The sequence below is a fragment of the Paenibacillus sp. FSL H8-0048 genome (assembly GCF_038002825.1).
Taxonomy (GTDB): Bacteria; Bacillota; Bacilli; order Paenibacillales; family Paenibacillaceae; genus Paenibacillus_AQ.
This window is the reverse complement of the sequence record NZ_JBBODF010000001.1, coordinates 4,190,714-4,216,107: the sequence shown is the minus strand read 5'-3', so window position 1 is coordinate 4,216,107 and position 25,394 is coordinate 4,190,714. Positions and strand designations below refer to the sequence as shown.

Here is a 25,394-nt window from a genome sequence, read left to right as displayed (position 1 = left end):
GAAAAACCGACTACAATTGGCCAGGTGGCGGCACGTAGGTCCAATGTGATCGAAAAACCGACTACAATTGGCCAGATGGCAGCGCGCAGGCCCAATGTGATCGAAAAACCGACTACAATTGGCCAGGTGGCAGCATGTAGGTCTAATGTGATCGAAAAACCGATTACAATTGGCCAGGTGGCGGCACGTAGGCCCAATGTGATCGAAAAACCGACTACAATTGGCCAGATAGCGGCACGTAGGCCCAATGTGATCGAAAAACCGATTACAATTAGCCAGGTGGCGGCGCGCAGGCCCAATGTGATCGGAAAACCGATTACAATTGGCCAGGTGGCAGCGCGCAGGCCGAATGTGGTCGAAAAACCGATTACATTCCGTCTACACCGGGACCTCCCGGGTGCTTGGTTCCATCGGGGAGCTGCATAGCGGGCACGGCTTCGAGGCCAGGTGCTCCTCTGCTCCGCCCGCCTTCTTACGGGTCCAGCCCGGGCAGGCTCTGCCGGTGCATTTCCAGACCGCGACAGTATGTGTTCTCACGGGGGCTGAACCCGGGGCGCTGCTTCGGGTTATAGGCGTTCTGCCCGGGCGGCTGCCTCCGGCAGCCGGAGCCGGTGCCTGCGGGCGCACCGCAGAACGGAAGGCCGCAAGCATGAAGCGCGAGACCTCCGCCTTCTTGCCCCGATGCCGGGCGGGCGAGCTGATGAACAGCTCTTCCTTGGCCCGGGTAACGGCCACATAGGCGAGTCGGCGCTCCTCTTCCAATGCGGCATTGCCCGCTTCGGCTGCGGCTCTTGCGGCGGCCGGGCTGATTACCTTGACCGAGGCCTTCGCTGGCTTGCGGTCCTTCACGCGGTTCTCCTCCAGAGCGGAGCTATGCGGCAGAATGCCTTCGGAGGCTCCAATCAGGAAGACTACGGGGAACTCCAACCCCTTGGATTTGTGGATGGTCATCAGCGCCACCCGGTTGCCTTGCTCCTTCAGCCCCGGCTGCCGGTTCTGCTCATTGCGCTCTGTTACGTTGCCGATGAATTCAAGGAATAGCGGAATCGTAGCGAAGCGCTCCGCTGAGGACTCCAGCTCATCGAGCATTTCCTTCAGCGTCTCCCGGTGCAGCGTAGCCTGATGGCGCTCGCTGCCTTCGATGAAATAATCGTAGAATACCGTGCGGATCTGGCGGATCGCTTGGAGCGGTGTCAGCTCCCGCAGGCCGCGGATCAGGTCCAGCCGCTCGCGCAGCTTGCCGCCCTTGAAATCCTCCATGCCCGGCATGGACAGCAGATGTATCAGCGGGCCCTGCTTCGCCTGCACCGCCTCCATGCGCCGGATATGCTCCATCCCCTTGTCCCGGTTCATGTAGAGTGTTGGCAGAATATTCTCCATGGCGGCGAAGTCACGGCGGTTCAACGACAGGCGAAGGTGATCCAGCACCGGAGAGATCAGCCAATGCTCATACAGCAGCTGACCTTCCCCATAATCTATATAAGGAATATCGTGCAGCAGCAGCAGCTCCAGGACCGCCCGGTTGCTGCTGGTCGCGCGGTATAACAGGGCGAAATCACGGAATTCCCTGGTCCCGCTCTGGGTCTCACGCTCTATATGCTCCACAATCTGCGCGGCCTCGTCATCTGCCGTCAGCGGACGCAGATAACGGGGCGGCAGGCCGCTATTGCGGGCGGCCTGTAGCGTCTTGGCACGGCGCCGTGAATTATGGCGGATGATGCCGTTGCCCAGCCCGATGATCGCCGGGCCGGACCGGTAGTTGATATCCAGCGTAATCACCTTGGCCTGCGGATACAGCTTCTCGAACTCCAGGATGAACTCGCTGCGGGCTCCGTTGAAGGAATAGATCGTCTGGTCATCGTCACCGACCACCATCAGATTATCCTGCGGAGCAGCAACCATCTTCACCAGCTCATATTGCAGCGCATTCGTATCCTGGAACTCATCGACCATCACATATTGATACTGCTGCTGCAGCTCCCGCAATAGCGCAGGCTGTTCGCGGAGTATCTGGTAGGCGAGCAGCAGCACATCATCGAAGTCGATTTTGAAATGATCGGTCTTCCACTGCTCGTACAGAGCCAGAATAGCCTTCATCTCCTTCTCTGCTTCTGTAGTCTCCGGCAGCTGTGCGGGCAAGCCCATGTTCATCTTCCAGGCAGAAAGCAGACTGAGCAGATTCTCAGGAGGATAGGCATCCTTCGGCAGTCCTAACTCGCGCATAATCTGCTTCAGCAGAATATGCTGGCGGCGGGTCTCGCTGAAAATATCCTGTCGCAGCCCCTGCCGCCGCAGGAAATAAAGAAAGAACGAGTGGAACGTACGCGCCGTAAGGCGCGCAGCATCCCCCTCGTTCACCCCCGGCAGCAGGGCGATCCGCTCGCGCATCTCTGCTGCTGCCTTGCTGGAGAAGGTCAACAGCAGCAGGCGTCCGGGGGCGATGCCGCGCACAGACAGCAAATACCCGGTTCTGCAGATCAGCACCGAGGTTTTGCCGGAGCCGGCTCCAGCCAGTGTCAGCAGCGGCCCGAGATGATGGCGGACCGCCGAGATCTGCGGCGGATTGAGCAGAATGCCTCCAGCCTCCAGCCGCCTGAAATAAGACGCATCGCGTTCCCCCGGCTGAACCGTCTCCCGGCTCGTCCGGGCCGAGGCGACCTTCGCCTGGGGTATATTCTCACCGCTGGCTCCCAGCGGGATATTATGGAATAAGAGCTTGTTCATTATGTTCACCTTCGTTTGCTTCTGAATGCATAATCAGTCATGCGGTTTTGGCCAGTATACACTATACCATTCTGCACTCTTTTCTGCACGAGGCTATCTCGCGGATGTATTTAGCTTGGCCAGAAAAGAATTCACCTTGCGCTCATACAGCCGCGGCTGATCCTCCTTGATCTCCTCCAGCAGGAAGGACAGGCACTGACGGATTCTTGGAGGCATGCGCACAGCGATCTCAGCGTAGTCTCTGCGGAAAGTGTCGTCCTGGAGAATTCTTTGGTTTAGCACAATCGCCCAGTTACGGGCATGCTCCAGCATCTCCGGCAGCGATTCCAGCAGCTGGGTCAGATACATCTCCATCTGGACACTCTCTACAAAATGAACAAGGCTGAACATGACCTCTTCCTGCTCCGTATCATCGTCGAATACTTTGAAAATCTGGTGAATGACGGCATCTTCCGTATCACCGGCCAGACCCTCCAGCGCCTGATCAAACTGCTCGCATTCCAGCTCGGTGCGCAGCAGCCGGTTCTCATATAACCGGGCAATCCCGGGGTATAGGTGGTTCATAGAGTAATTCCTCCCAGCAGAAAATAACGCCATTTATCATAAAGTCCACTTTTTGGCAGATAATACTAATATATTGGACAAAGGACTAGCTGATTATAACAGATGGACAAATAGAAGTGAGGTAATGGAGGGATATCATGTTTATTCCGGTGCTTATGGAATTAAGCAATGCCGAACGGTTGATGCTCATTCTATATTTGGCCCTCAATCTGGGAGCCATCTCATTATGCTTCATCCGGCGCTCGGGAACCGACCGCAGGTAGCAGAGAGCAGCCTTCATTTGAAGGCTGCTTTTCTGTCCAAATATAAGAACTTATATGTTTCACACGATAACTTATCCTTCTATTTCTCGCTGAAACGGTACCGTCCTTTAAAAGGACGGCGAAGCCGTTTCTACTTGAGAAGATGCCGCAGCCCAGCCGCTACACCATTCTCCGTATGGCTTAACGTAATGAAGTCGGCGGTCTGCTTCAGCACGGGGGCGGCATTTTCCATGGCAATCTTATACCCCGCCATCTCGAACATAGGCAGATCATTGTAGCTGTCGCCCATCACCGCCACTTGCTCCACGGGAATCCCGTAATGGGCAGCGAGCATGCTTACACCGGCGCCTTTATTCGCTTCCTCATGGTTGATCTCGATATTGTTGACATGCGATGCGGTAATAATCAGTCCGGGAATGGCGGCGAACCGCGCAGAGGCTTCCTTCAGCAGCTCACGGTTCAGCGAGAAGACCAGGGTTTTATAGATCAGATTTTCTTCCTTGCTCCAGACGTCCTCCATCTTCTCCACGTAGGTCACCGCTGCCTGCTGGAACTGCTGATCTACCATCGCCTGAAGCAGCCAGGCCAATTCCTCGGGAACCTCAGTATCCTTATGAGCAGCCAGCTTTTCCAGCTGTACCCGCTTGTCGAGCTCTACATATACATTATCCTCAGTGTACACCTCGTAATACAATTCAGGAATTTCATTCATCCAGCGTAGTAGGGGGATAATATCCTCTTTATTCAGCGGGGTGCTTGCCGCCACGCTCCGGTCAGCCAGCGTGATTACAGCACCGTTAAGACTCACCACAGGACATTCCAGATCAGCCAGCCGCAGCTGCCGCTCAGCGTCCATATAGGACCTGCCTGTAGCAATAATCACGATATGCCCCAGGCGCTGTGCTTGAAGAATAGCCTCTTTGTTCTCGTTGCTGATTTCACCCTCCGCATTGAGCAGCGTTCCGTCCATATCCAGTGCAATAAGCATGTAATTGTTCTCCTGTTCTATCTATGGCTTTGTCTGTATTTTATCATGACTGACCGGAAAATTTGAAATGAAAGTGATCATCTAGAGGATTTTCAGAAAAGAGTACTCACGTGGTACAATGTAAGGCAGACCTGTAACCTGACAGCCTGGTTTATCTTCTGCATGTGCAAGGGACGATGGCCGGGATGCTAGCGGCATGGGGTCGCTATGTAAGGGGGAAAAGATACTGATGAAATCCAGAAATTTAGCTACGATCTCACTGGCTATTATGGCCTGCGGCTTTCTGTTCACCTTGTTTCTGCCGGAGAATCTGGCAGTTATTCTGCTGAGAGGCGGCTTCGAGGCAGGTCTGGTCGGAGGCATCGCCGACTGGTTTGCCGTAACGGCGTTGTTCCGCCATCCGCTGGGCCTGAGAATTCCGCATACCTCGCTGCTATTGAAGAACCGGGATAAGCTGATCCAGTCCCTGATCTCTGCGATGGAGAATGAGCTGCTGAACAAGGAGAGCATTGAGAATAAGCTGCGCACATTCAATATAGTTTCGCTCGGAGCTACCGTGCTGACCCGGTTCTTCTCCCGAAAGAAAGCGCGGCAGGAAGTGCTGGAGCAGCTGAAGGGCTTCGTGCTGCGGCTTCCGGTAGAGCAGGCCGTTCCATATATTCAATCGGCAGCGGCAAGCTACCTGCGTGAAGCTAAGCTTGGAGCCGCAGCAGATACGATTGCCACTAGCCTGATGAATGAGGGCAAGGATATTGCAGCTCTTGATTTTGCGCTGGAGGGGATCTCCGCCTGGAGTGGACGCCCGGAGACGCGGGCTATGCTGGGTAAGATCGCCAGCGAGAAGCTGGCCGAGGTCAAGCTTGGCGGACTGAAGGGGATGGCCTTCCAGGCCTTCGTCGGGTTCGTGGATGCCGATATGCTGGGGGAAATGCTCCAGGGCATGGTGCAGTCTACGATCCGTGACTTTAAGGAAGAAGATAGCCCCTACCGGGAGGAGGTTATCCGGGAGATCCGGGTGGCTCTGTTCCAGCTGCTGAGCGATGAAGAACGGATTGCCTCGCTGAAGAATTGGGCGCTGAATGAGCTTGAAGGGGAAGCGGCCGCCGCATTTGTGCTGCAGCAGCTCCAAGGGCTGCGCGGCAAGGCGGTTACACTGCTGGAAGAGGACCGGGGGCGGGGCGGGTGCAGGCTGTTCTCGCTGTATGCCGCGCTGGTCCGGCGGGTTAGCCGGGAGAAGGAATGGATTCAGACATCAGAAGAACGGATTCGCGGTACGCTGATCTCCTTCGTGGAAGCTAATCATTACCGGATCGGGCAACTGGTCAAGGAGAACCTCGATCAGATGGACGATGCCGCTCTGGTGAATATGCTGGAGGAGAAGGTCGGCAAGGATCTGCAGTGGATTCGTGTCAACGGGGCCGTCTGCGGCTTTGTGGTCGGGCTGGTGCTTACCGTCATCCAGCTGATCTGAGATTGATATATCAAAAATTCATAAAGGCAGCAAGGCAGTCCCCGGTCGTCCGTGATGGCGGAGAGCGGGGGAATGCTTTGCTGCCTCTTTCAAAATATAAGAAGGCGCGAATATAACAGGGCGAAGACGCTCTACAACTGGTTCTTGCCGTTGCTGATGGTGAAGACCTCTTGTACCGGCAGGACAAAGATTTTGCCGTCGCCGAAGGAGCCGTGCTCACCGGTTCTGGCTGTACGCATAATTATGCTGATTACGTCATCCTTGTCATCATCCTGAATGACGATCATCAGCAGCTTCTTGGAGATTTGATTGTAATGGTTGGTTCCGACCTGAATGCCCTTTTGCTTGCCGCGTCCGAGCAGATCCATCTTGCTGATGGAGGGGAAGCCGGCCAGCAGCAATTCGGCCATCACTTCATCCGCTTTCTCAGGTCTTACTATAGCTTTGATCATTAACATAACGATGCACCCTTTCTACAGCGAATAATAGGTTGTAGGGGGTTGCCAATATCTCGGTGGATTACTGTACAATGCATTTGTTTAATGGCAACGCTTACATGTGTAGTATATGATTAACTCCCGGCTGCATCCTGCGAGAAGGATCACAAAATCCGTATGACACATTGTCGCAACCTGACTGGACTTTCATGCTGGCAACGTCTGCCCTCCAGAGGAGCATTGCAAGGTAAAGGGGGGGCTCCTTCGTTAACCAGAAGAGCCATGAAGGAGAAAGCCTCCTCTGGTTAACGTAATCCCGTCAGCTTCAAATAAATATTCTCCAGCAGCTCTGCGGTATGCTGCCACTCATACATCTGCAGCGCGTCGCTTCTGCCCTGTAGTCCGATCCTTGCGGCAAGATCCGGATTGCGGCCGATCTGCAGCATACGGCTGGCAAAAGCAGCAGGGTTCCTGTACTGCTTCACCAGATAGCCGTTACGGCCCGAATCGATAATCTCCCGTATTCCGCCGTTGCTGGAGGCAATCACCGGCAGCCCCGAGGCCATCGCCTCCACATTCACCAGCCCGAAGGCTTCATGCTGCTGGGAGGGGCAAATGAAGCAGTCGGCAGCCTGATACATACTGTGGATGTCCTCATGGGGAATGTTGCCGAGAAAAGACACGTGTACGCCCAGCCGCCGCGCAAGGACTCTCAGCTGCCGGAGATACGGCGGCTTCCCCTTGCCCGCGATCAGCAGCCGTGCAGGCATATGCCGGTTCAGGCGGTGCATGGCCCGGAGCAGCACAGGCACTCCCTTGCGCGGGATGACCCGGCCTACGAACAGGACCGTGAAGCCGGTGCCAAGACCATGCAGTGTGCGCAGACGCGCCTTCTCCTGCGCAGACGCAGGAGTGAAGCGCGACAGGTCTGCTCCCAGAGGAACCACACGAAGCTTGCTGCGGATGCCGGGGAACCTCCGGATAAGCCGCTGCTCCAGGGAGCTGCTGTTGGCCGTGACGGCATCGGCCAGGGCCAGGCTGCGGGCGATGCCGGGCTCCTGGGGCACGAAGGTGAGAGAGTGAAGGAATATCATCACCGGAGTGCCGGGGGACTGCCGCTTCACAGCCGCTGCCAGCCGTGGCCGGTTATCAATCTGAATAAGGTCGAACGGTTCGGCAGCTTCCAGGAACATGAGAACGGAGCTGCGGTACCGGGAAGGGCTGCCTGAAGGCAGCCGGATGAACTTGACCTGCTCAAGCTCATCCGTGTCAGGAAGACCGGCGGCTCTGCGGCTTAGGATGGTTACCTTATGTCTCTTGGCCAGCCTCCGCGCGATATTCCAGATGCAAATCTCCACAGAGCCGTCCCCGGGAACCGTGAACTGCTCCGGTGCAATCATGCAGATGTGCATTGTAGCTGCTCCTCCCGCTGCATAGTAGATAGGGTTCTTAACCTAACATATGCGTTCTGGCGTGCAGAAGACACAGGAGCAAGCAGGGAACGGCGGTCTGCGGCTTAGCTGCCCGTCTGTTTAAGAGTAGCGGCAATGATTCCGGCAATTGTCTGCTCATACTCCAGGATCTTCAGCTTGCCCGCTGCGATCTGCTTGTATCCGGCGACCATAGAAGATAAGGATTGTCCGGCCAGAGCAGGATTCTGCTTGCGGATAGCCGCCTTGAAGTCGCTCCAGTCTGCCGTTAGCCGCTTGTTCAGGGCAGAGACTGCGCTTTTTTGTGATTTGATTAAGCTTTGCGGTCTGTCAATGCCGGCCAGGGTCTTGCGGGCAGCGGCCATCCGGCGCGAACGGGTATCCTTGGCGGCCTTGAGCAGCGCTTCCTTGTCGCGGATCTCCTGGCGGGCTATCTGGACCAACAGCTTCATGGCTTCTGATTGGGCCTTCAGAACGGAATTCAGCGTCTTGTCCTTCAGTCCCTTGAGCAGGGAGATCCGCTTGTTCAGCGCGCTGTATTGATCGAACAGCGGCTGATAACGCTGCTTGGCACTGCTGACGGAGGTGCTCAGCTTGGTGATGGAAGCCTGGTCCATATTCTTGATGGACTCCCGGACTGCATTCAGCGCCTCTGTATTCTGATCATGAAGCGCCCGGATCTGCACCTCCCGGCTGTCATACCCGGCAGACAGAAGGGTTAATTCGGTGAATTGGCTCTTCATCCGGGCGCGGGCAGTGCTGTCCGCCTTAGCAGCAGTCAGGTCAAAGGAAGCTTGAACCGTTGAGGTAATGACCGTCGCAGCTGCCGAAGCCGGACCGGCCGGGAAGCTTAGGGCAAGGGCAATCAAGAGAGACAGCAGCAGGCAATTTGGCTTATACAGATTGTTCATTAACATTCCTCCGCTTGTCTTCATGTCCCGGAACACAAACAAAGCACCCGCAGTAAAGGCCAACAGGCCTCTATTACGGGTGCTTCCGGCGTAATGAGTCACGAAGATAGTTTTATTTTTAAATATAGGGAAAACCGTATATTTTGTCAATGATTTCAATTTGAACTTTTAAAAATCAAGGACTGGGCTTCCATTTCGTTCTGTGACAGTCATAGCGTATACTGTGAAGGTAGAAATGGCAGACGAAGAACAGCAGAGGGTCTGCAGAAGCGAGCGCCAGCCCGGAATGAAGGAGGTCTTATGTAATGGATAACTTGGCCAGTAATAACAGCATTTTCGATCAAGCCTTCCGTTTATCCCCCGTGGGGATGGCGGTATTGTCTCCTGAAGGAGGCCGATGGATGAAAATTAATCCTGCCTTTTGCAATATGCTGGGCTGCACTGAAGCTGAGTTTCTCTCAGGGACTCAATCGGGGGCCGGCCGGGAACTGCAGGAGCGGTTCACCATTCAGCGAATCGTGACAGAGCTTGCACAGCAGCAAGGACAGGCTCTCCAGACGGATCAGCGGTTCTCCGGCCGTGACGGGCAGCCGTTCTGGCTCGCCCTGACCTTCATTCCGGCTCAAGAGGAGCCTTCCGGCCAGACTGTTATTGTATATGCACAGGACGTAACAGACCGCAAAATTGCAGATCAGCTGACCGTAGACAGCCGCGATCTGTACAATTTATTCATAAAAGACGATCAGAGTATGATCTCCTTCTCGCTGCCGGACGGAACGATAACATTCATATCGCCGTCCTCTTACTCCCAGATTGGATACTATCCAGAGGAGATTATCGGCAGGAACCGCGCAGAATTCTATCATCTTGACGATGTTGGGGCTATCAACAGCTCCGGCGGTCTGCTGGAGAACAATATCTCCAGCCGCCGCCTGCGTCATAAGGAGGGTCACTATCTGTGGTTTGAGACCTCCTTCCATGTGATCCGTGGCGAGAAGGGTGAAATCACACGGATAATGGGGATTGGCCGTAACGTCACCCGGCGCAAGCACAGCGAGGAGGCTCTTGCATCCGCCCAGCGGGTGGCCAGAATAGGCTCCTGGGGCTGGGATCTGCTGAAGGGCAGAGTCACGTTCTCCGATGAACTGCAGCGTATTCTGCAATACAGTGTGGAGACAGGGCATGTGAATCAGAATGCCTTTCTGGCACTGGTCCATCCGGAGGATGTTCCGATTCTGAGGGAGGCCGTCGAACGGGCCAGGGGACTGGGGGAGCCGGGGAACACGGCTTTCCGGATGATTTTGCCGGATGGGGAGGTCCTGATGGTGCATGTCCAGTGGGATGTTATTGCGGGACCGGAGGGCCGGCCGGCCCAGCTGTTCGGCATGATGCAGGATATTACCGAGCGTATGCATATGGAGGAGCAACTGCGGGAGAGTGAACGGAACTTCCGGCTGATGTCCGAGAATTCCCTTGACCTGATCTCCCGCCATGCGATAGAGGACAGCATCTTCCTGTATTGCTCGCCGGCCAGCCGGTCGCTGCTCGGCTATGAGCCTGAGGAGATGATCGGCACCAGTGCCTACGATTACTTGCATCCTGATGATCTGGAGATGATTCTGAATCAGATGGCGGAGAGTGAGGATTCGGGATTAATTCCCCCGGCCTCCTACCGCTACCGCCACAAGAACGGTACCTATGTGTGGTTTGAGACGAACAGCCGTTATATTTTTGATGCGCAGGGCCGGAAGACAGAGATTATTGCGGTAGGACGTGACATTACTGAACGCAAGCAATTCGAATCGAAGCTGCAGGAGAGTGAGCAGCGCTACAAATCCCTGTTCGAGTATAATCCTGCGGCGGTATATTCCATGAATCTGCAGGGGGATTATCTGACGGCGAATGCCAATCTGGAGCAGCTGAGCGGCTACTCGCTGGAGGAGCTGCTGGGGAATTATTTTGGGCCGCTGGTCGCTGACAAAGATATTCAGAAGACGCTGCATCACTTCACTCTTGCCAGCCAGGGGGAGCCGCAGAGCTATGATCTGACGCTGATTCACAAAGACGGGCATCCGGTGGAGATCAATACGATTAATATTCCAATTGTTGTGGATCACCAGGTAGTAGGGGTATATGGAATCTCCCGCGATATCACAGATCATATCAGATACACGGAGCAGATTGAGAAGCTGAGCAATGATTACACCCTGATTCTCAATGCCGTATCCGAAGGAATATTCGGTCTGGACAACGAGGGGCGGGTGACCTTTATTAATCCTGCGGGAGCGAATATGCTGGGCTTCGAATGTGATGAGATTACCGGACATCCGTACCTGGACCCTATCCAGCAGACTGCGCTCGACGGCAACCATTACCGGCCGGAGGAGTCTCCGCTGATGCGGGCAGTCCGGGCAGGAGAAGCCCATCAGAGCCTGGATGCGGTGCTGTGGCGCAAGGACGGCTCCAGCTTCCTGGCCGAGTACCAGGTTACCCCTCTGTTTGACAAGGGGGAGCGTAAGGGAGCGGTTGTTGTCTTCCGTGACACTACCGGGGAGAAGGAGATCATCCGGGCCAAGGAGCTGGCGGAGAAGGCCGACCAGGCCAAATCGGAATTCCTTGCCATCATGAGTCATGAGCTGCGTACACCGATGAACGGAATTATGGGAATGACCGATCTGCTGGCTGAGACGGAATTGACGGAAGAACAGCGGGGGTATGCCCAGATTATCAGCGAGAGCAGTGCATCCCTGTTATATATTCTTAATGAAATTCTGGATTTCAGCAAAATCGAGGCCGGTAAAATGACGCTTACCCGTGAACCGGTAAGTCTGGCGGAATTGCTCGACAATATCACGGAGCTGTTCATGCCGAAGGCCCGTGAAAAGAATATTGAGCTGTCCTGCCGCATGGCTGCGGATGTGCCGGAGCTGATTATGGGAGATGCGGCCCGGCTGCGCCAAGTGCTGGTGAACCTTGTCAGCAATGCCGTGAAATTCACCGAGACGGGACAAGTCTCTATTCTGCTGAGCAGAGAATATAGCAGGGACCGCAGGAGGCTGACGCTTAAGTTCAGCGTGGCCGATACAGGCATTGGCATCCCTCCCGAGAAGCAGCCGCTGCTGTTCCAGTCCTTTTCACAGCTGCATCCGTCTATTAACCGCAAGTACGGGGGAACCGGACTGGGTCTGGCAATCTGCAAAAAACTGGTGGAGCTGATGGGCGGGGCCATCACGGTAGAGAGTGTGGTCGGGGAAGGATCTAATTTCTATTTCATCCTGCCTGTAGATGTTGAGCTGGAACCGGAAGGAGGCAAGGAGGACATGTTGCCCGTCTCTGATCCGGCGTTAGCCTCTGAACAGACCAGTATTCCGGAAGAAGGCCAATCCGCTGCTGAATTCGGGCCTCTGCGTATACTGGTGGCGGAGGATCATCCGGTGAATCAGAAGCTGCTGGTTACGATGCTGGACAAAAGAGGCTATGCCGCCGATCTGGTCGATCATGGCGAAGCTGCGGTGCAGGCAGTGCTCCGTGAGCGGTATGATCTGGTATTCATGGATGTTCAAATGCCGGGGATGAGCGGGCTTACGGCAACGGCCAGAATCCGCGAACAGGCGCCTGCTCCGCACCAGCCGTACATTGCAGCCGTGACAGCGTATGCCAGAAAAGAGGACCGGGAGCGCTGCTACGCGGCGGGTATGGATGATTTTGTCAGCAAGCCGTTCCTGGCTGCCGATATTGACCGGGTGCTGGAGCATTGCAGCCATAGGGTATCCCTATGAGCAGGAAGACTTCCGGGGAGCGCCTGAAGGCGAAGGCTTATACACAGTGGGAGACAGGCGTAGCCTCACCTTCCTCAGCTTGCGGACCGGCAACCATGGCCGCCCTTCTGGAATATTGGCATTCGAACAGGAGCCGGACGTTTATTCCGGGTATCCGCCATTTTGATTCCATGGCCGCACATATCAATTATATCTATACCCACCATGGCGGGACGCCCTGGGGCATGAGCACACGCAGCTTTGTCAGAGGCCTCCGGGCGTACATCGGCTCAGCCCTGCCGCTTTTACACAACCGCTCCGGCCTTATTGAGGTATCCGTCTTCAATGATATCGGGCGCTACCGGGCCGAGATTAATGCCGGGCGTCCGGTCGCGCTCAAATTCGACAAGTGGTTCAGCCTCCGCTGGCGCGGAAGATATGCGTATGACTATCATTGGGTGCTGGGAATCGGCTATGAGGATGAGGAGGACGGCTCCTGCAAGCTGGTTGTCCATGACAACGGGGTGCAGCATCCGGGCGGCGGTTATACTCCGGGCAGAGAACGGCTGATCTCCTATTCAGCGAATAAAAAAATACTTACGATGGTGTCGCTCAACCTGCCGGAATCTCCAGATGTGCAGTAACAGACAAGCGGGCGTTGTTCTTCAGGGGCGTTTGGTTTGGCGTAACGGACTGAGGTGCTCCTATTTTGGAAAGAAAGTCGCCAATCGGGCGAATAACGGACTCCACAGGCCTTATCCTTTGCCCTTCAGCTCCGAAACGTCTCATAGAGAGACTGTAAGGTCGCCTGAGTCCGTTACGCTGCAAAAAGTGGCGTTTTCGCGGGGATAAGATCCCTCCGGTCCGTTAGAATTTGGGTGGATAGATAGTGGCCGGGCCGGGGCAGGATATCTGCTGTGTTCCGGCCTTTTTGAACGATAAGAATGTATATGCTTCGCCCTATCCTTACAAAGGACGGTAATGCCGTTTTCACTTGCAGAGTGTGATTCAAACGTTTGCACAAATGTGGCGGTTAGGATAAAATTTCATATAGAGAAAAACAGAGTTGAATAAATACTTGAAATTGTGCCGTATATTTAGTTAAGGGTAAAGGAGGCGGTATGCCTTGTCAGTACAGAAGGAAATGAAGGAACCGATTGATTACGGGGACCCGGCGGCTACCGGCGGAATCTCTGTCTTCGACCGGAGTTTCGATGAGCTGTTCAGCTATGAAGGAGAGGATCTTGGCCTAACCTATTCGGCGTCCGGCTCAGCGTTCTGTCTGTGGGCCCCGACGGCCCAGGAAGCGGAGCTGGTGCTCTATCCATCCTGGAAGGATGCTGCGCAGCGGCAGATTCCCATGGTGCGTGACGTCCGGGGAACCTGGAGACTCAGCGTTCCGGGTGATCTGGACGGAATGTTCTACACCTATAAGGTGCGCATCGGTGATCTATGGAATGAAGCGGTGGACCCGTACGCCCGCGCGGTCGGCGTGAACGGGGACAGAGGGGCTATCCTGGATCTGCGCAAGACCGATCCCGCGCGCTGGACGCAGGATAAGCCGCCGCTTGCGGACCCGGTGGATGCGGTGATCTATGAGCTTCACTTGCGCGATTTATCCGTCCATCCTGCCAGCGGGATTGCGCATACAGGGCAATACCTGGGTCTTGCTGAAGCCGGAACCCGGGGTCCTGAGGGCATTGCCACCGGTCTTGATCATATAGCCAGTCTGGGTGTTACCCATGTGCAGCTGCTGCCTATCTATGATTATGCGACAGAGAGCGTGGATGAGACCCTTCTTACGGAGCCTCACTATAATTGGGGATATGATCCCAAAAACTATAATGCTCCAGAAGGCTCTTATGCGTCAGATCCGTATGTACCGGGTCTGCGTATCCGGGAGCTGAAGACGATGATTCAGGCACTTCATGACCGCGGCCTGCGTGTCATTATGGATGTGGTCTACAATCATGTCTATGACGGCTTCCGGGTGAACTTCACCAAGCTGGTTCCCGGTTATTATTTGCGCTACACCGCAGATGGCCGGTTATCCAACGGCTCCGGCTGCGGGAACGACACTGCTTCTGAGCGCAAGATGATGTCCCGTTTCATCGTGGAGTCCGTGCTGTACTGGGCTAAGGAGTACCATATTGACGGCTTCCGCTTCGATCTGATGGGACTGCATGATACAGGGACCATGAATGAGATCCGCCGCCGTCTGGATGAGCTGGACCCCTCGATTATGACCATTGGCGAAGGCTGGGTGATGGATACGGAGCTGGCAGAAGAGCAGCGGGCCAACCAGTGTCAAGCCAATGAGATGCCGGGCATCGGACACTTTAATGACGGCTTCCGCGATGCGGTGAAAGGAAATATATTTCTCCATGACCAAAAGGGCTTCATCAGCGGCGGGTTCGGCTTCGAGCGCAATGTGAAGGCGGGCATTGCCGGAGCGATTTACTATGGGCCCGGTCTCGGGCAATACGCCCAGGAGCCGCAGCAGAGTGTGAACTTCGTGGAGTGCCATGACAATCATACACTGTGGGATAAGCTGGTCTTGTCTACGGCAGGAGCGGAAGACGGGCAGCGCCTCACCATGCATCATCTTGCCTCAGCCATCGTGCTGACCAGTCAGGGGATTCCATTCATCCATGCCGGGCAGGAGTTCCTGCGGACCAAGGATGGTGTGGAGAACAGCTATAAATCACCAGTGGAAGTGAACTGGCTGGACTGGGAACGCTGCGCGGAGCATGCTGAATCCGTAGCGTACATGAAGCAGCTAATCGCGCTGCGCGCGGCTCATCCCGCCTTCCGGCTGCGTACCGCAGAGGAGATCCGTGACCATCTGGTGTTCGAAGACGCACCGGCGCAGGCGGTGGCCTTCACGCTCCGCGATCATGCCGGAGGAGATTCTGCGGAGCATCTGTACGTTCTGTACAATGCCAACCCGGAGGGTGCAGCCCTGAAGCTGCCCGAACTGGGCACATGGGACATCGTATTCGGCGAGGAGCAGATCAGCGGGCTGGAGGGCGGTATTTTAACCGCTGCAGGAATTGGAATGATTGTACTTGCTGTGAATTGACTGATAGCTATCGCGATTATAGGTATCGCAGAAGCAGTCTGCCTGGGCAGTCTGCTTTTTGCTGTTTGTCTGTGCAATGCTATATTAAGGTAAATACAGTCGAACTTATAAGGACGTGAAGCACATGACCAATTATATTAAACAAATCCGCACCTTAATCGGAACTCATCCCCTCATTATGGCAGGAGCTTGTGTGATTTTGTTGGACCCCCATGGGCGATTATTATTGCAACAGAGAACAGATAACGGCATGTGGGGATTGCCAGGAGGTTCCATGGAGCCGGGGGAAGAGATGATAGAGGTTGCGAAGCGGGAGCTTTTCGAGGAGGTAGGATTAGAGGCGTTGGGCTTAGAGCTACTGGATTTATTTTCTGGGCCGGAATTGTATTACCGGTATCCCAATGGAGACGAAGTACATAACGTTGTTGCAGCATATCTGTGCAAGGGTTACAGGGGAACCCTTAGAGGAGACGGGGATGAGGTGCAGGATATTCAGTTTTTTGAGCTGGATCAACTGCCAAGTCACATAAGCCCTCCAGACCGGCCCATCATATCAAGGTTTCTAAGAGATCAGGTATAGTATCCTGAAGCAAGCAAGGTGATTCCGAAAAACGGGACAGTAAACTCCAGGAATAAGATTCAGTTTAAGCGTCCTTTGGAGGAAACTCTCCAAGGGACGCTTTTATGTCAAGGGTTTATCCGAGCCTGCTTTAGCACGGAATCCGCCCATAACCCCGCTTTTAAAAATAAAAAGTATTTCCGTGTAAAACACTACTTCATCTGTCGTAGTAATTGTGCTACAATGAACCTAATTACTACGACAGATGAAGTAAAGGAGGCAGGCAATTGATCAGCAGTGATGTGATCAGGGGATATAACGATACGATGATCCTCTACATGCTTCTGGACGGGGAGTCTTATGGCTATGAGATTTCCAAGAACATACGGAAGTTGTCGGAAGAGAAATACATTATGAAGGAAACCACTCTCTATTCGGCATTCACCCGGCTGGAGAAGAACGGTTATATTGATTCTTTTTATCTGGATGAGACGTTTGGCAAAAGACGCACCTACTACCGCATCACTCCGCAGGGTCTTGCCTACTACCGGGCCAAATGCGAGGAATGGCAGATCACGCAGGAAGTTATCAACAAATTCATAAAGGAGCTGTGAGGAACTTGGATACCATCATTGTATACTTGAACAATATGTTCGCATCTCTGCCCAGAACGGAACAGATGGCGATGCTGAAGCAGGAGCTGCTTGGCAACATGGAGGAGAAATACTATGAACTGAAGCATGAAGGGAAGTCGGAGAACGAAGCGGTGGGCATTGTCATTTCTGAATTCGGCAACATTGATGAGCTGGTCAGCGAGCTGGGGCTTGGAGAGGTTCGTAAGGAGGAAGAACTGGGGCTGCCCATGCTGGATGAGCTTGCTGTAGAGGGATTTATCGCTGCCAAAAAAAGATCAGGCCTGCTCGTAGGCTGGGGTGTAGGGCTGATTATGCTGGGCGCTGCTCTGCTAATCCTGATCTCAGGTCTGGGGGAGAACGGGTTCATGGACTCTGTATTCTCTGAGGATGCGATGAGCATGATCGGGCTGGTCTCCCTGTTACTGCTCCTCGTTCCTGCTATCGCCTTATTTATCTACAGTGGCACGAAAATGGAGAAATACAAATATTTGGAGTCCGGGTTCAATCTGCCGTATCCTCTGGAGGCATATATTGAGCAGAGACAGTCGGCTTTTGCCGCCACCTATACGTTGTCGCTCATCATGGGGGTCTGTTTATGCGTATTGTCGCCGATTGCCATCTTTGTATCTTCTGTGTTTGGAGATGAATACAGCTCGTTCGGGGTAGCCGTTCTGTTGATCATGGTGGCTGTAGCGGTGTTCCTCTTCGTGTATTACGGAAATATCCGGGGGGCTTATAAGAAACTGCTGAAGACCGGTGATTTCAGTGAAGCGAAGAAGGAGGAGGACCGGTTTGTCGGTGCGGTTGCCGCTGTGATCTGGCCGTTGGTTACTTGTGTTTTTCTGGTGAGCGGTATTGTGTTTGACCAGTGGGAGATCAACTGGATCGTCTTCCCGTTAACGGGCATTCTGTTTGGGGTGTTCAGCTCGGTCTATAATATGTTCAAGAAAAAAGATGCTGCCTGACCCTGCTGTCCACGATTTGCCACATAACGTTAACACAAAAGGTGACATTGCTCATGTTCTCTCCCTGCGGATAGGTGGTAATATGAAGGCATTTATTCCCCTTATGATAACCGTGCAAGAGCCTGTACCGGGGTGATTTGAAGCCCCGTTACAGCCTCTTGCTTCGCTGCTTTACAGTGACAGAATAACGGACGGTGACAGAAGAGTGTGTTTCTTTTTGGAGCCGGGTGTGGGCATGAATGCCGTCTATTACCTTTCGGCGGCCAATCAGAGAGACTCGGAGGATGACAGGGATGGGTAAAACAACCGGATTTATAGAATATCAGCGGCGCACGCCTGCTGAATGCGAGCCGCTGGAGCGGATTAAGAACTGGAATGAATTCTCGGTTCCGATGGAGGAAGAACAGCTGCGTGAGCAGGGTGCCCGCTGTATGGATTGCGGAACACCGTTCTGCCATGTCGGGCGTATGTTGTCAGGGATGGCCAGCGGCTGTCCGCTGCATAATCTGATTCCAGAGTGGAATGACATGGTCTACCGCGGCAACTGGCAGGTTGCGCTAAAGCGCCTGCATAAGACGAATAACTTCCCGGAATTTACAGGACGCGTCTGCCCAGCGCCTTGTGAAGGCTCTTGCACAGTAGGGAAGAACGGTGATTCGGTAACGATTAAATCGATCGAAAAAGCGATTGTAGATAGAGGATTCGCGGAAGGCTGGATCGTTCCTGAGCCGCCGCTGACCCGAACAGGCAAGAAGGTTGCCGTCGTCGGCTCCGGCCCTGCCGGGCTGGCCTGCGCTGCCCAGCTGAATAAGGCGGGACACAGTGTAACGGTGTATGAGCGGGCTGACCGGATCGGCGGATTGCTGACCTACGGTATTCCGAACATGAAGCTGGATAAGAAGAAGGTGCAGCGCCGGGTGGATCTGCTGGCAGCGGAAGGCGTTACCTTCGTCACCCGGACTGAGATCGGCCGGGATATTACAGCCGCACAGCTCCAGGAGGAGAATGATGCGGTGGTTCTCTGCGGCGGTTCTACGAAGGCGCGCGACCTGCCGCTGGAGGGCCGGGAGCTGCGCGGCATCCATCAGGCGATGGAATTCCTGACGCTGAATACGAAGAGTCTGCTGGATTCCGGGCTGGAGGATGGAGAATACCTGTCGGCGGCAGGCAAGGATGTGGTCGTCATCGGCGGCGGAGACACGGGAACAGACTGTGTAGCGACCTCCATCCGCCACGGCTGCCGCAGCGTGATTCAGCTGGAGATTATGCCGCAGTCTCCATTGACCCGCCAGCCGGGCAATCCTTGGCCGGAATGGCCGAAGGTGCTGAAGGTGGACTACGGACAGCAGGAGGCAGCTTCTCTATATGAAGAAGATCCGCGCCGCTATCTGGTGAATACCAAGCGTTTCGTCGGCGATGCAGATGGCCATGTACAGGAGCTGCACACGGTGCGCATTGAATGGAAGCGCACGGAAGACGGGCGGATGGCGCCGGTCGAAGTACCAGGCAGCGAAGAGGTGATCCCGGCGCAGCTCGTGCTGTTGGCGCTGGGCTTCACCGGGCCGGAAGAAACGGTGCTGGGACAGCTTGGCATAGAATGCGATGAGCGTTCCAACGTGAAGGCAGAGTTCGGCGCGCAGGCAACGAATGTGGAGGGAGTCTTCACCGCCGGTGATATGCGGCGCGGCCAGAGTCTTGTGGTGTGGGCGATTAACGAGGGCCGCCAGGCTGCCCGCGAGGTAGACCGCTTCCTGATGGGCTCGTCCAATCTGCCTTGAGGCTGCTGATAAGTGAGTTTGAGTGTGGTGCTCCATTGTGAGACGCTCAGTCAAGCGATGTCCGTCAAGGAACGCCTGATAAGGTGTGTTCTGCCAAGTATGTCCCCCAAGAGACGCCCTTCCCGGGCGTCTTGCTTTGCGTTCCCCGCCTCAGCTGCTCGTTTATAGTAGGATACAGGTGTGGGATGTAGCGTTCGCGTCTAATGTTGCACATAATGCAATTTCGAACCGGCAATAGGCGGGGTTCAGGCGGAATTGTTGCACAGAATGCAGGATTCAGCCTGTAATTTCGCCCGGAGGAGAAGGAATGCTGCTTTTCATGCAACATTTTTGTATTGGGCCTGTGGCTGTAAATAGGATGTTGCATTTTTGGCAGGATTTTGGCTGAGAGTTTCAACTAGTTTGGCAAAAAAGCGTTATAGTAGAAGTTAGTGACAGGTATATTCACAGAAAGGAAGCATCCACATGAAACTAATGTTCATTTCCGATATTCACGGATCACTGTACTGGCTGGAGGAGGTGCTGGCTAAAGCGGAGGAGGAGCAGCCGCACACGCTGGTTATACTGGGCGACTTTCTGTATCACGGGCCGAGGAATCCGCTGCCGGAGGGGTATAATCCGCAGGGGGTCGCCGACAGGCTGAATGCATACTGCCAATCCGGTAAATCGCTGGCGGCGGTAAGAGGTAATTGTGATGCTGAGGTGGATCAGATGCTGCTGCACTTCCCGATGATGGGCGACTATGTACTGATTCTGCATGAAGGCCGCAAAATCTACGCCACCCACGGGCATGGCTTCAGCATCGACCGCTTACCGGCGCTCTCCCCGCAGGATGTGTTTATTCAGGGGCATACGCATCTGCCGGTGGCAGAGGTGAGGGGCGGCATTAATGTGCTCAATCCCGGATCGATTGCGCTGCCGAAGGAGAACAACCCGAACTCTTACGGTGTCCTGGAGAATGGGGAATTTCTCATTAAAGACTTCAGCGGCAATATCCTCAAGCAAATCAGGCTGTAACAGATTTAGCAGATTGAAAAAGCCATTTCCACTCTGCGATCCCTCTGGATATTTCCAGAGGGATTATTGCTGCGCAGCAATTGAGCCCATCGGCATATTCATGTATGATGGGTGAGGAGCTTTGCGGGCAGACAGTACAGCCCGGCTTCAAATATGAACAGCAGAGGTAACTAAATGATGCATCCACGTGATTTACACTATACAATGCCGGCCGAATGGGCCAAGCATGAACGGACCTTCATTTCCTGGCCGGTGAAGGACTCGATGGTACACCCTGATAATCATGAAGCGGTCAGCGCAGGGTATGCCGAGATTATCCGGGCGATTGCCGAATTCGAGCCCGTGACCGTGGTTGTTAACCCGGACGAGCTGGAGGCCGTTGAGCAATTGGCGCTTGGTGCTAATGTAACGCTGCTTCCGATCAAGCATAATGATGCCTGGCTGCGCGACAACGGTCCGACCTTCGTCGCTGGTCCGGACGGCAAGCTGGCCGGGGTCAACTGGAAGTTCAATGCCTGGGGCGGCAAATATTCGCCGTGGGATCTCGATGATGCGGTGGCACCGCAGATTCTTGAGCATCAGGGAATCACCAGATTCAATGCCCCGCTGGTGATGGAGGGCGGCTCCATTCATACGGATGGCGAGGGCACCCTGCTGACCACAGAGGAATGCCTGCTGAATACGAACCGTAATCCTGAGCTTAGCCGCGAAGAAATTGCTGATTATGTCAAGCAGTATACCGGGACCGAGTCCATCATCTGGCTGAAGCGCGGCCTCAGCGGGGATGAGACGGACGGGCATGTCGATAACATCGCTTGCTTCGCGGCACCGGGCAAGGTGATTATCCAGGTCTGCGAGGACCCGCAGGATGAGAACTATGCGATTACGCAGGAGAATCTGCGCATTCTGGAGCAGACGGTTGATGCCAAAGGCCGTAAGCTGGAGATTGTCCGCATTCAGCAGCCGCCCCGTGTAGATTTCGAGGGCAGCCGCCTGACGCTGAGCTATCTGAATTTCTATTTCGTGAACTGCGGAATCATCCTGCCGGTCTTCGGCGGTACAGCGGCTGAGACGGACAAGCTGGCTGAAGAGACGCTGGCCGGGCTGTTCCCAGACCGCCGCATCCGTACCGTTAACGGAATGGCCGTGATCGGCGAAGGCGGCAACGTGCACTGCACCACCCAGCAGATGCCTGCGGTGAATGGAGCTTAACGAAAAGCGAAAAGAAGCGGAGGGGAAATTTGGAACTGTAGGAGCGTTAGCGACCGCCTTTGTCACCGGATTTCAACCGCGGAGAGCGGATTAAATCAAGAAATCTGGGGACAACAGCGGCCGGAAGTCCAAATGTTCACCGCAGCGACGACCAAGCTTTGAGTTTTAAGTGTTATAAGTTCATATAAGGAGGAACAACCATGAGACAAGTAAAAGTAGCCGCGACGCAAATGAGCTGTTCCGGCGACATTGATGAGAATATCCGCAAGGCGGAGGCCCTGGTTAGAGAGGCTGCCGCACAAGGAGCGCAGATTATTCTGCTGCAGGAGCTGTTCGAGACGCCGTATTTCTGCCAGAAGGAGAAGTCGGATTACTATGCCTATGCTACAGAGCTTGAGCAGAACAAGGCGGTGAACCACTTCAAGGCGATCGCCAAGGAGCTTGCGGTGGTGCTGCCGATCAGCTTTTATGAGAAGAAGAACTATGCGCGTTACAACTCGCTGGCGGTAATTGATGCGGACGGAACCGTGATGGGCAAATACCGCAAGAGCCATATTCCTGACGGTCCAGGCTATGAAGAGAAATTCTACTTCAACCCGGGCGATACCGGCTTCAAGGTGTGGAATACCCGCTATGCCAAAATCGGAGTCGGCGTATGCTGGGACCAATGGTACCCGGAAGCTGCCCGGGTGATGAGCCTGATGGGTGCGGAGATTCTGTTCTACCCTACAGCCATCGGCTCGGAGCCGCAGGATGGGTCGATTGATTCCAAGGATCACTGGCAGACCTGCATGCTGGGTCATGCTGCCGCTAACCTGATTCCTGTCGTGGCCTCCAACCGGATCGGGAAGGAGACTGACGAGGATTCCAGCATTGATTTCTACGGCTCGTCATTCATCGCCGGTCCGCAGGGCAACAAGATTGTCGAAGCCGGACGGAATGAGCAGACCGTGCTGGTCAGCGAATTCGATCTGGATGCCCTTGAGGTAGGCCGGATTGAATGGGGGATCTTCCGTGACCGCCGTCCGGAGCTGTACCGGATGATTGCTTCCTATGACGGCGATTTAACCTTCTAAATTATGCGCTAATATATAGATTGACCATTCAGTAAGCAGCCAGAATGCTGCCGGAGCTCTCTCCGGGACATTTTGGCTGCTTTTTTGCATGAGATGTTACAATATATCGATAATAGTGTCATATTATATTACACTAGTGGATAAAGTTAATTGTCATCATTGCTTTAATCTGATAAAATCTCCTTAAGTTATTTTACAAATAAGTAGGGGGATTGGAGAATGGGAATCCGGAAAACATGGGCGATGTCAGGTATGGTGGCACTCCTGGTCTTGGCAATAGCGGGTTGTGGCTCTGGTAATAATGCAGAAGGCGGCAGTTCGGACGGGAAGAGCCTCAAAATCGCTACCGATGCCAGCTATGCACCAATGGAGTATATGGATACCGATACAATCAAGGGCTTTGACATTGATTTCATCAAGGCGGTAATGGAGGAGGCCGGCGTCGATTACACGGTCACCAACACAGGCTGGGATACCATGCTGACCAGTGTGAAGCAGGGCACTGAATATCAGGCGGGTGTATCCTCGGTATCGATAACAGATGAACGCAAGGAAACCTATGACTACTCCATCCCTTATTTCGAATCTACGAACATGATCATGGTGAAGGAAGGCAGCGAGATCAAATCCTCCCTGGATCTGAAGGGGAAAAAGGTAGCGGTTCAGGCAGCTACGACAGCGGATGAGCTGATGAGCGGCATTATGGGCGTCGACAACGGCAACCTGAAGCGGTTCGACAGCAATGCGGTAGCGCTGATGGAGCTGAACGGCGGCGGCGCGGATGCGGTGGTCGCGGATATCGCCATCGTGAACGAATACATCAAGAACAATCCGAAGGAGAAGCTGACCGGCATTATCGACAAGGAGAATTTCGGCTCCGAGTACTACGGCATTCTGTATCCTAAGGGCAGTGAATGGAAGGAGAAGCTGGACCCGGCGATCAAGAAGGTCATCGAGAACGGCAAATATGCGGAGATCTACAAGGAATGGTTCGGCGAAGAGCCGGATACGGCGGCGCTTATGAACGCGAAGTAGCCTGAGAACCGGCAACAACCAAGCATGCGTAATGATTGCTATTGCGCGTGCTTCTTTTTTTGAGTAAGGCACATGCAGAAGAGAAGGGAAGAATTCTATGGATTTCAGATTCGACATCATCGTTCATTATTTACCGGTTTTGCTAAAAGGGACCTTGTTCACCATCGGCGTATCGCTGGTCTCCATCCTGTGCGGCTCCCTGCTGGGGCTGGTTATCGGCTTCGGTAAAATGGCGCCCAAGTGGTATTTCCGCTGGCCGTTCCATGCCTATATCAACATCTTCCGCGGTACGCCGCTCTATGTGCAGATTCTGATCGTCCACTTCGGGCTGATCCCGTTGTTCTATGGCAAAACCTACGCGCTGATGAGCGCATTCGTGGCGCTGTCACTCAATTCTGCTGCCTATTCTGCGGAGATCTTCCGCGCGGGTATACAGTCCATCGACCCCGGGCAGCGGGAAGCGGCCTTATCCCTCGGGATGACCCGGCGGCAGGCGATGCGCTTCATTATTCTGCCCCAGGCCATCAAACGGATGGTTCCTGCCTTCGGGAATGAATTCATCGTGCTGGTTAAGGACTCCTCGCTGCTGGCGCTGATTGCCGCCCCTGAGATTATGTACTGGAGCAATACCATGAAAGGCCAATACCTGCGGATATGGGAGCCTTATCTGACCGCTGCACTGATCTATTTCATCCTTACTTATTCGCTCAGCAAGCTGCTTAATTATATCGAACGGAAGGTGTAACCCTATGGAACCGGTTATCTCAGTCAAGCATCTGCATAAATCATTCGGTGCCCATCAGGTACTGACGGATATCAGCGTCGACATTCACAGCCGTGAGGTTGTGGTGGTCATCGGGCCTTCAGGCTCGGGCAAATCGACCTTTCTGCGCTGCCTTAATCTGCTGGAGCAGCCGCAAGCGGGTGATATTATCACTCTAGGCACTTCCTTGATGGCAAAGAGCACAAGGATTAACGATATCCGAACCGAGGTGGGGATGGTCTTTCAGCAGTTCAATCTGTTTCCGCACCGCACGGTGATCGAGAACATCATGCTGGCCCCGGTGAAGGTGCGGAAATGGACGGCGGATCAAGCGAGGCAGAAGGCGGTAGAGCTGCTGCAGAAGGTGGGCCTCAGTGAGAAGGCGGAGATGTATCCGGCCTCGCTCTCCGGCGGTCAGGCCCAGCGGGTGGCGATTGCCCGGGCGCTGGCGATGGAGCCGAAGATCATGCTGTTCGACGAGCCGACGTCGGCCCTGGACCCCGAGATGGTGGGCGAGGTGCTGGCGGTCATGAAGGAGCTGGCCCGTGAGGGGATGACCATGGTTGTGGTGACTCATGAGATGGGCTTTGCCCGCGAGGTGGGGGACCGGGTGCTTTTTATGGAGCAAGGTGTCATAGTCGAGCAGGGTGCGCCGGAGCAGCTGTTCGGCAGCCCGTCGCATGAGCGTACACGGGAGTTTCTGTCCAAGGTACTGTGAGAACCGCC

General features: G+C 54.5%; 21 protein-coding genes. 15 read left to right on the top strand and 6 right to left on the bottom strand.

The window, feature by feature from the left end:
- Window positions 1-378: 378 nt before the first annotated feature.
- Together NSU18_RS17855 and NSU18_RS17850 are read right to left on the bottom strand one after the other, a co-directional pair.
- Window positions 379-2,724: an ATP-dependent helicase gene (locus NSU18_RS17855; protein ID WP_341149673.1), complete on the bottom strand. Its 2,346-nt coding sequence runs from the start codon at window positions 2,722-2,724 to the stop codon at window positions 379-381.
- A gap of 93 nt (window positions 2,725-2,817) precedes the next feature.
- Window positions 2,818-3,288 carry an Imm30 family immunity protein gene (locus NSU18_RS17850; RefSeq protein WP_341015075.1) on the bottom strand — a complete coding sequence of 157 codons (471 nt, stop codon included), beginning with the start codon at window positions 3,286-3,288 and terminating at the stop codon, window positions 2,818-2,820.
- A gap of 137 nt (window positions 3,289-3,425) precedes the next feature.
- Here NSU18_RS17850 and NSU18_RS17845 point away from each other — a divergent pair, with 137 nt between their 5' ends.
- Complete coding sequence (locus NSU18_RS17845) at window positions 3,426-3,551, top strand: hypothetical protein (RefSeq protein WP_341015073.1); 126 nt, start codon at window positions 3,426-3,428, stop codon at window positions 3,549-3,551.
- Between the two features lie 130 nt (window positions 3,552-3,681).
- On the opposite strand, the gene NSU18_RS17840 is transcribed toward NSU18_RS17845, so the two are convergent.
- Entirely contained in the window at window positions 3,682-4,539 is an 858-nt protein-coding gene (locus NSU18_RS17840) for a Cof-type HAD-IIB family hydrolase (RefSeq protein ID WP_341149672.1), read from the bottom strand.
- Between the two features lie 229 nt (window positions 4,540-4,768).
- Between NSU18_RS17840 and NSU18_RS17835 the strand changes: the two genes are divergently transcribed.
- Complete coding sequence (locus NSU18_RS17835; protein ID WP_341149671.1) at window positions 4,769-6,010, top strand: DUF445 domain-containing protein; 1,242 nt, start codon at window positions 4,769-4,771, stop codon at window positions 6,008-6,010.
- A 131-nt stretch (window positions 6,011-6,141) separates the two neighbouring features.
- On the opposite strand, the gene NSU18_RS17830 is transcribed toward NSU18_RS17835, so the two are convergent.
- From NSU18_RS17830 to NSU18_RS17820, 3 genes are all read right to left on the bottom strand, one after another.
- Window positions 6,142-6,468, bottom strand: a complete 327-nt coding sequence (locus NSU18_RS17830; RefSeq protein WP_341015069.1) for a P-II family nitrogen regulator — start codon at window positions 6,466-6,468, stop codon at window positions 6,142-6,144.
- 284 nt (window positions 6,469-6,752) lie between these two features.
- Window positions 6,753-7,859: a glycosyltransferase family 4 protein gene (locus tag NSU18_RS17825; RefSeq protein WP_341015068.1), complete on the bottom strand. Its 1,107-nt coding sequence runs from the start codon at window positions 7,857-7,859 to the stop codon at window positions 6,753-6,755.
- Window positions 7,860-7,963: 104 nt separating this feature from the next.
- Window positions 7,964-8,788, bottom strand: a complete 825-nt coding sequence (locus NSU18_RS17820) for a hypothetical protein (protein ID WP_341149670.1) — start codon at window positions 8,786-8,788, stop codon at window positions 7,964-7,966.
- A gap of 305 nt (window positions 8,789-9,093) precedes the next feature.
- Between NSU18_RS17820 and NSU18_RS17815 the strand changes: the two genes are divergently transcribed.
- The 13 genes from NSU18_RS17815 to NSU18_RS17755 all read left to right on the top strand — a co-directional run bounded on the left by NSU18_RS17815 (window position 9,094) and on the right by NSU18_RS17755 (window position 25,386).
- Entirely contained in the window at window positions 9,094-12,567 is a 3,474-nt protein-coding gene (locus tag NSU18_RS17815) for a PAS domain S-box protein (RefSeq protein ID WP_341015066.1), read from the top strand.
- A complete protein-coding gene (locus NSU18_RS17810; protein WP_341149669.1) occupies window positions 12,564-13,190 on the top strand; it encodes a C39 family peptidase in 627 nt (208 codons plus the stop codon). The genes NSU18_RS17815 and NSU18_RS17810 overlap by 4 nt, the downstream gene beginning before the upstream one ends.
- A 482-nt stretch (window positions 13,191-13,672) precedes the next feature.
- Window positions 13,673-15,628, top strand: a complete 1,956-nt coding sequence (gene pulA / locus NSU18_RS17805) for a type I pullulanase (RefSeq protein WP_341015063.1) — start codon at window positions 13,673-13,675, stop codon at window positions 15,626-15,628.
- Window positions 15,629-15,752: 124 nt separating this feature from the next.
- Window positions 15,753-16,208 carry an NUDIX hydrolase gene (locus tag NSU18_RS17800; RefSeq protein WP_341015062.1) on the top strand — a complete coding sequence of 152 codons (456 nt, stop codon included), beginning with the start codon at window positions 15,753-15,755 and terminating at the stop codon, window positions 16,206-16,208.
- A gap of 266 nt (window positions 16,209-16,474) precedes the next feature.
- Window positions 16,475-16,801 (top strand): PadR family transcriptional regulator, encoded by a 327-nt coding sequence (locus NSU18_RS17795; RefSeq protein ID WP_036723569.1) that lies wholly within the window; start codon window positions 16,475-16,477, stop codon window positions 16,799-16,801.
- Window positions 16,802-16,806: 5 nt separating this feature from the next.
- The gene (locus NSU18_RS17790; protein ID WP_341149668.1) at window positions 16,807-17,787 is read left to right on the top strand and encodes a permease prefix domain 1-containing protein; all 981 of its coding nucleotides are present in this window, start codon (window positions 16,807-16,809) and stop codon (window positions 17,785-17,787) included.
- A gap of 293 nt (window positions 17,788-18,080) precedes the next feature.
- A complete protein-coding gene (locus tag NSU18_RS17785; RefSeq protein ID WP_341149667.1) occupies window positions 18,081-19,565 on the top strand; it encodes a glutamate synthase subunit beta in 1,485 nt (494 codons plus the stop codon).
- Window positions 19,566-20,030: 465 nt separating this feature from the next.
- Window positions 20,031-20,582 carry a phosphodiesterase gene (gene yfcE, locus NSU18_RS17780; protein WP_341015058.1) on the top strand — a complete coding sequence of 184 codons (552 nt, stop codon included), beginning with the start codon at window positions 20,031-20,033 and terminating at the stop codon, window positions 20,580-20,582.
- A gap of 177 nt (window positions 20,583-20,759) precedes the next feature.
- Window positions 20,760-21,794, top strand: a complete 1,035-nt coding sequence (locus NSU18_RS17775) for an agmatine deiminase family protein (RefSeq protein ID WP_341151066.1) — start codon at window positions 20,760-20,762, stop codon at window positions 21,792-21,794.
- A 200-nt stretch (window positions 21,795-21,994) separates the two neighbouring features.
- On the top strand, window positions 21,995-22,870 hold the full coding sequence (aguB, locus tag NSU18_RS17770) for an N-carbamoylputrescine amidase (protein WP_341015056.1): 876 nt from the start codon (window positions 21,995-21,997) through the stop codon (window positions 22,868-22,870).
- A gap of 219 nt (window positions 22,871-23,089) precedes the next feature.
- Complete coding sequence (locus NSU18_RS17765; protein WP_341149666.1) at window positions 23,090-23,905, top strand: basic amino acid ABC transporter substrate-binding protein; 816 nt, start codon at window positions 23,090-23,092, stop codon at window positions 23,903-23,905.
- 97 nt (window positions 23,906-24,002) lie between these two features.
- Window positions 24,003-24,650 carry an amino acid ABC transporter permease gene (locus NSU18_RS17760; protein ID WP_341149665.1) on the top strand — a complete coding sequence of 216 codons (648 nt, stop codon included), beginning with the start codon at window positions 24,003-24,005 and terminating at the stop codon, window positions 24,648-24,650.
- Window positions 24,651-24,654: 4 nt separating this feature from the next.
- The gene (locus tag NSU18_RS17755; RefSeq protein ID WP_341149664.1) at window positions 24,655-25,386 is read left to right on the top strand and encodes an amino acid ABC transporter ATP-binding protein; all 732 of its coding nucleotides are present in this window, start codon (window positions 24,655-24,657) and stop codon (window positions 25,384-25,386) included.
- Window positions 25,387-25,394: the final 8 nt, after the last annotated feature.

Bases quoted from the DNA above. Each gene is read 5' to 3' on its own strand.
- NSU18_RS17855 (WP_341149673.1), bottom strand. From the start codon at position 2,724: ATGAACAAGCTCTTATTCCATAATATCCCGCTGGGAGCCAGCGGTGAG.
- NSU18_RS17850 (WP_341015075.1), bottom strand. From the start codon at position 3,288: ATGAACCACCTATACCCCGGGATTGCCCGGTTATATGAGAACCGGCTG.
- NSU18_RS17845 (WP_341015073.1), top strand. From the start codon at position 3,426: ATGTTTATTCCGGTGCTTATGGAATTAAGCAATGCCGAACGGTTGATG.
- NSU18_RS17840 (WP_341149672.1), bottom strand. From the start codon at position 4,539: ATGCTTATTGCACTGGATATGGACGGAACGCTGCTCAATGCGGAGGGT.
- NSU18_RS17835 (WP_341149671.1), top strand. From the start codon at position 4,769: ATGAAATCCAGAAATTTAGCTACGATCTCACTGGCTATTATGGCCTGC.
- NSU18_RS17830 (WP_341015069.1), bottom strand. From the start codon at position 6,468: ATGTTAATGATCAAAGCTATAGTAAGACCTGAGAAAGCGGATGAAGTG.
- NSU18_RS17825 (WP_341015068.1), bottom strand. From the start codon at position 7,859: ATGCACATCTGCATGATTGCACCGGAGCAGTTCACGGTTCCCGGGGAC.
- NSU18_RS17820 (WP_341149670.1), bottom strand. From the start codon at position 8,788: ATGAACAATCTGTATAAGCCAAATTGCCTGCTGCTGTCTCTCTTGATT.
- NSU18_RS17815 (WP_341015066.1), top strand. From the start codon at position 9,094: ATGGATAACTTGGCCAGTAATAACAGCATTTTCGATCAAGCCTTCCGT.
- NSU18_RS17810 (WP_341149669.1), top strand. From the start codon at position 12,564: ATGAGCAGGAAGACTTCCGGGGAGCGCCTGAAGGCGAAGGCTTATACA.
- NSU18_RS17800 (WP_341015062.1), top strand. From the start codon at position 15,753: ATGACCAATTATATTAAACAAATCCGCACCTTAATCGGAACTCATCCC.
- NSU18_RS17785 (WP_341149667.1), top strand. From the start codon at position 18,081: ATGGGTAAAACAACCGGATTTATAGAATATCAGCGGCGCACGCCTGCT.
- yfcE (WP_341015058.1), top strand. From the start codon at position 20,031: ATGAAACTAATGTTCATTTCCGATATTCACGGATCACTGTACTGGCTG.
- NSU18_RS17775 (WP_341151066.1), top strand. From the start codon at position 20,760: ATGCATCCACGTGATTTACACTATACAATGCCGGCCGAATGGGCCAAG.
- aguB (WP_341015056.1), top strand. From the start codon at position 21,995: ATGAGACAAGTAAAAGTAGCCGCGACGCAAATGAGCTGTTCCGGCGAC.
- NSU18_RS17765 (WP_341149666.1), top strand. From the start codon at position 23,090: ATGGGAATCCGGAAAACATGGGCGATGTCAGGTATGGTGGCACTCCTG.
- NSU18_RS17760 (WP_341149665.1), top strand. From the start codon at position 24,003: ATGGATTTCAGATTCGACATCATCGTTCATTATTTACCGGTTTTGCTA.
- NSU18_RS17755 (WP_341149664.1), top strand. From the start codon at position 24,655: ATGGAACCGGTTATCTCAGTCAAGCATCTGCATAAATCATTCGGTGCC.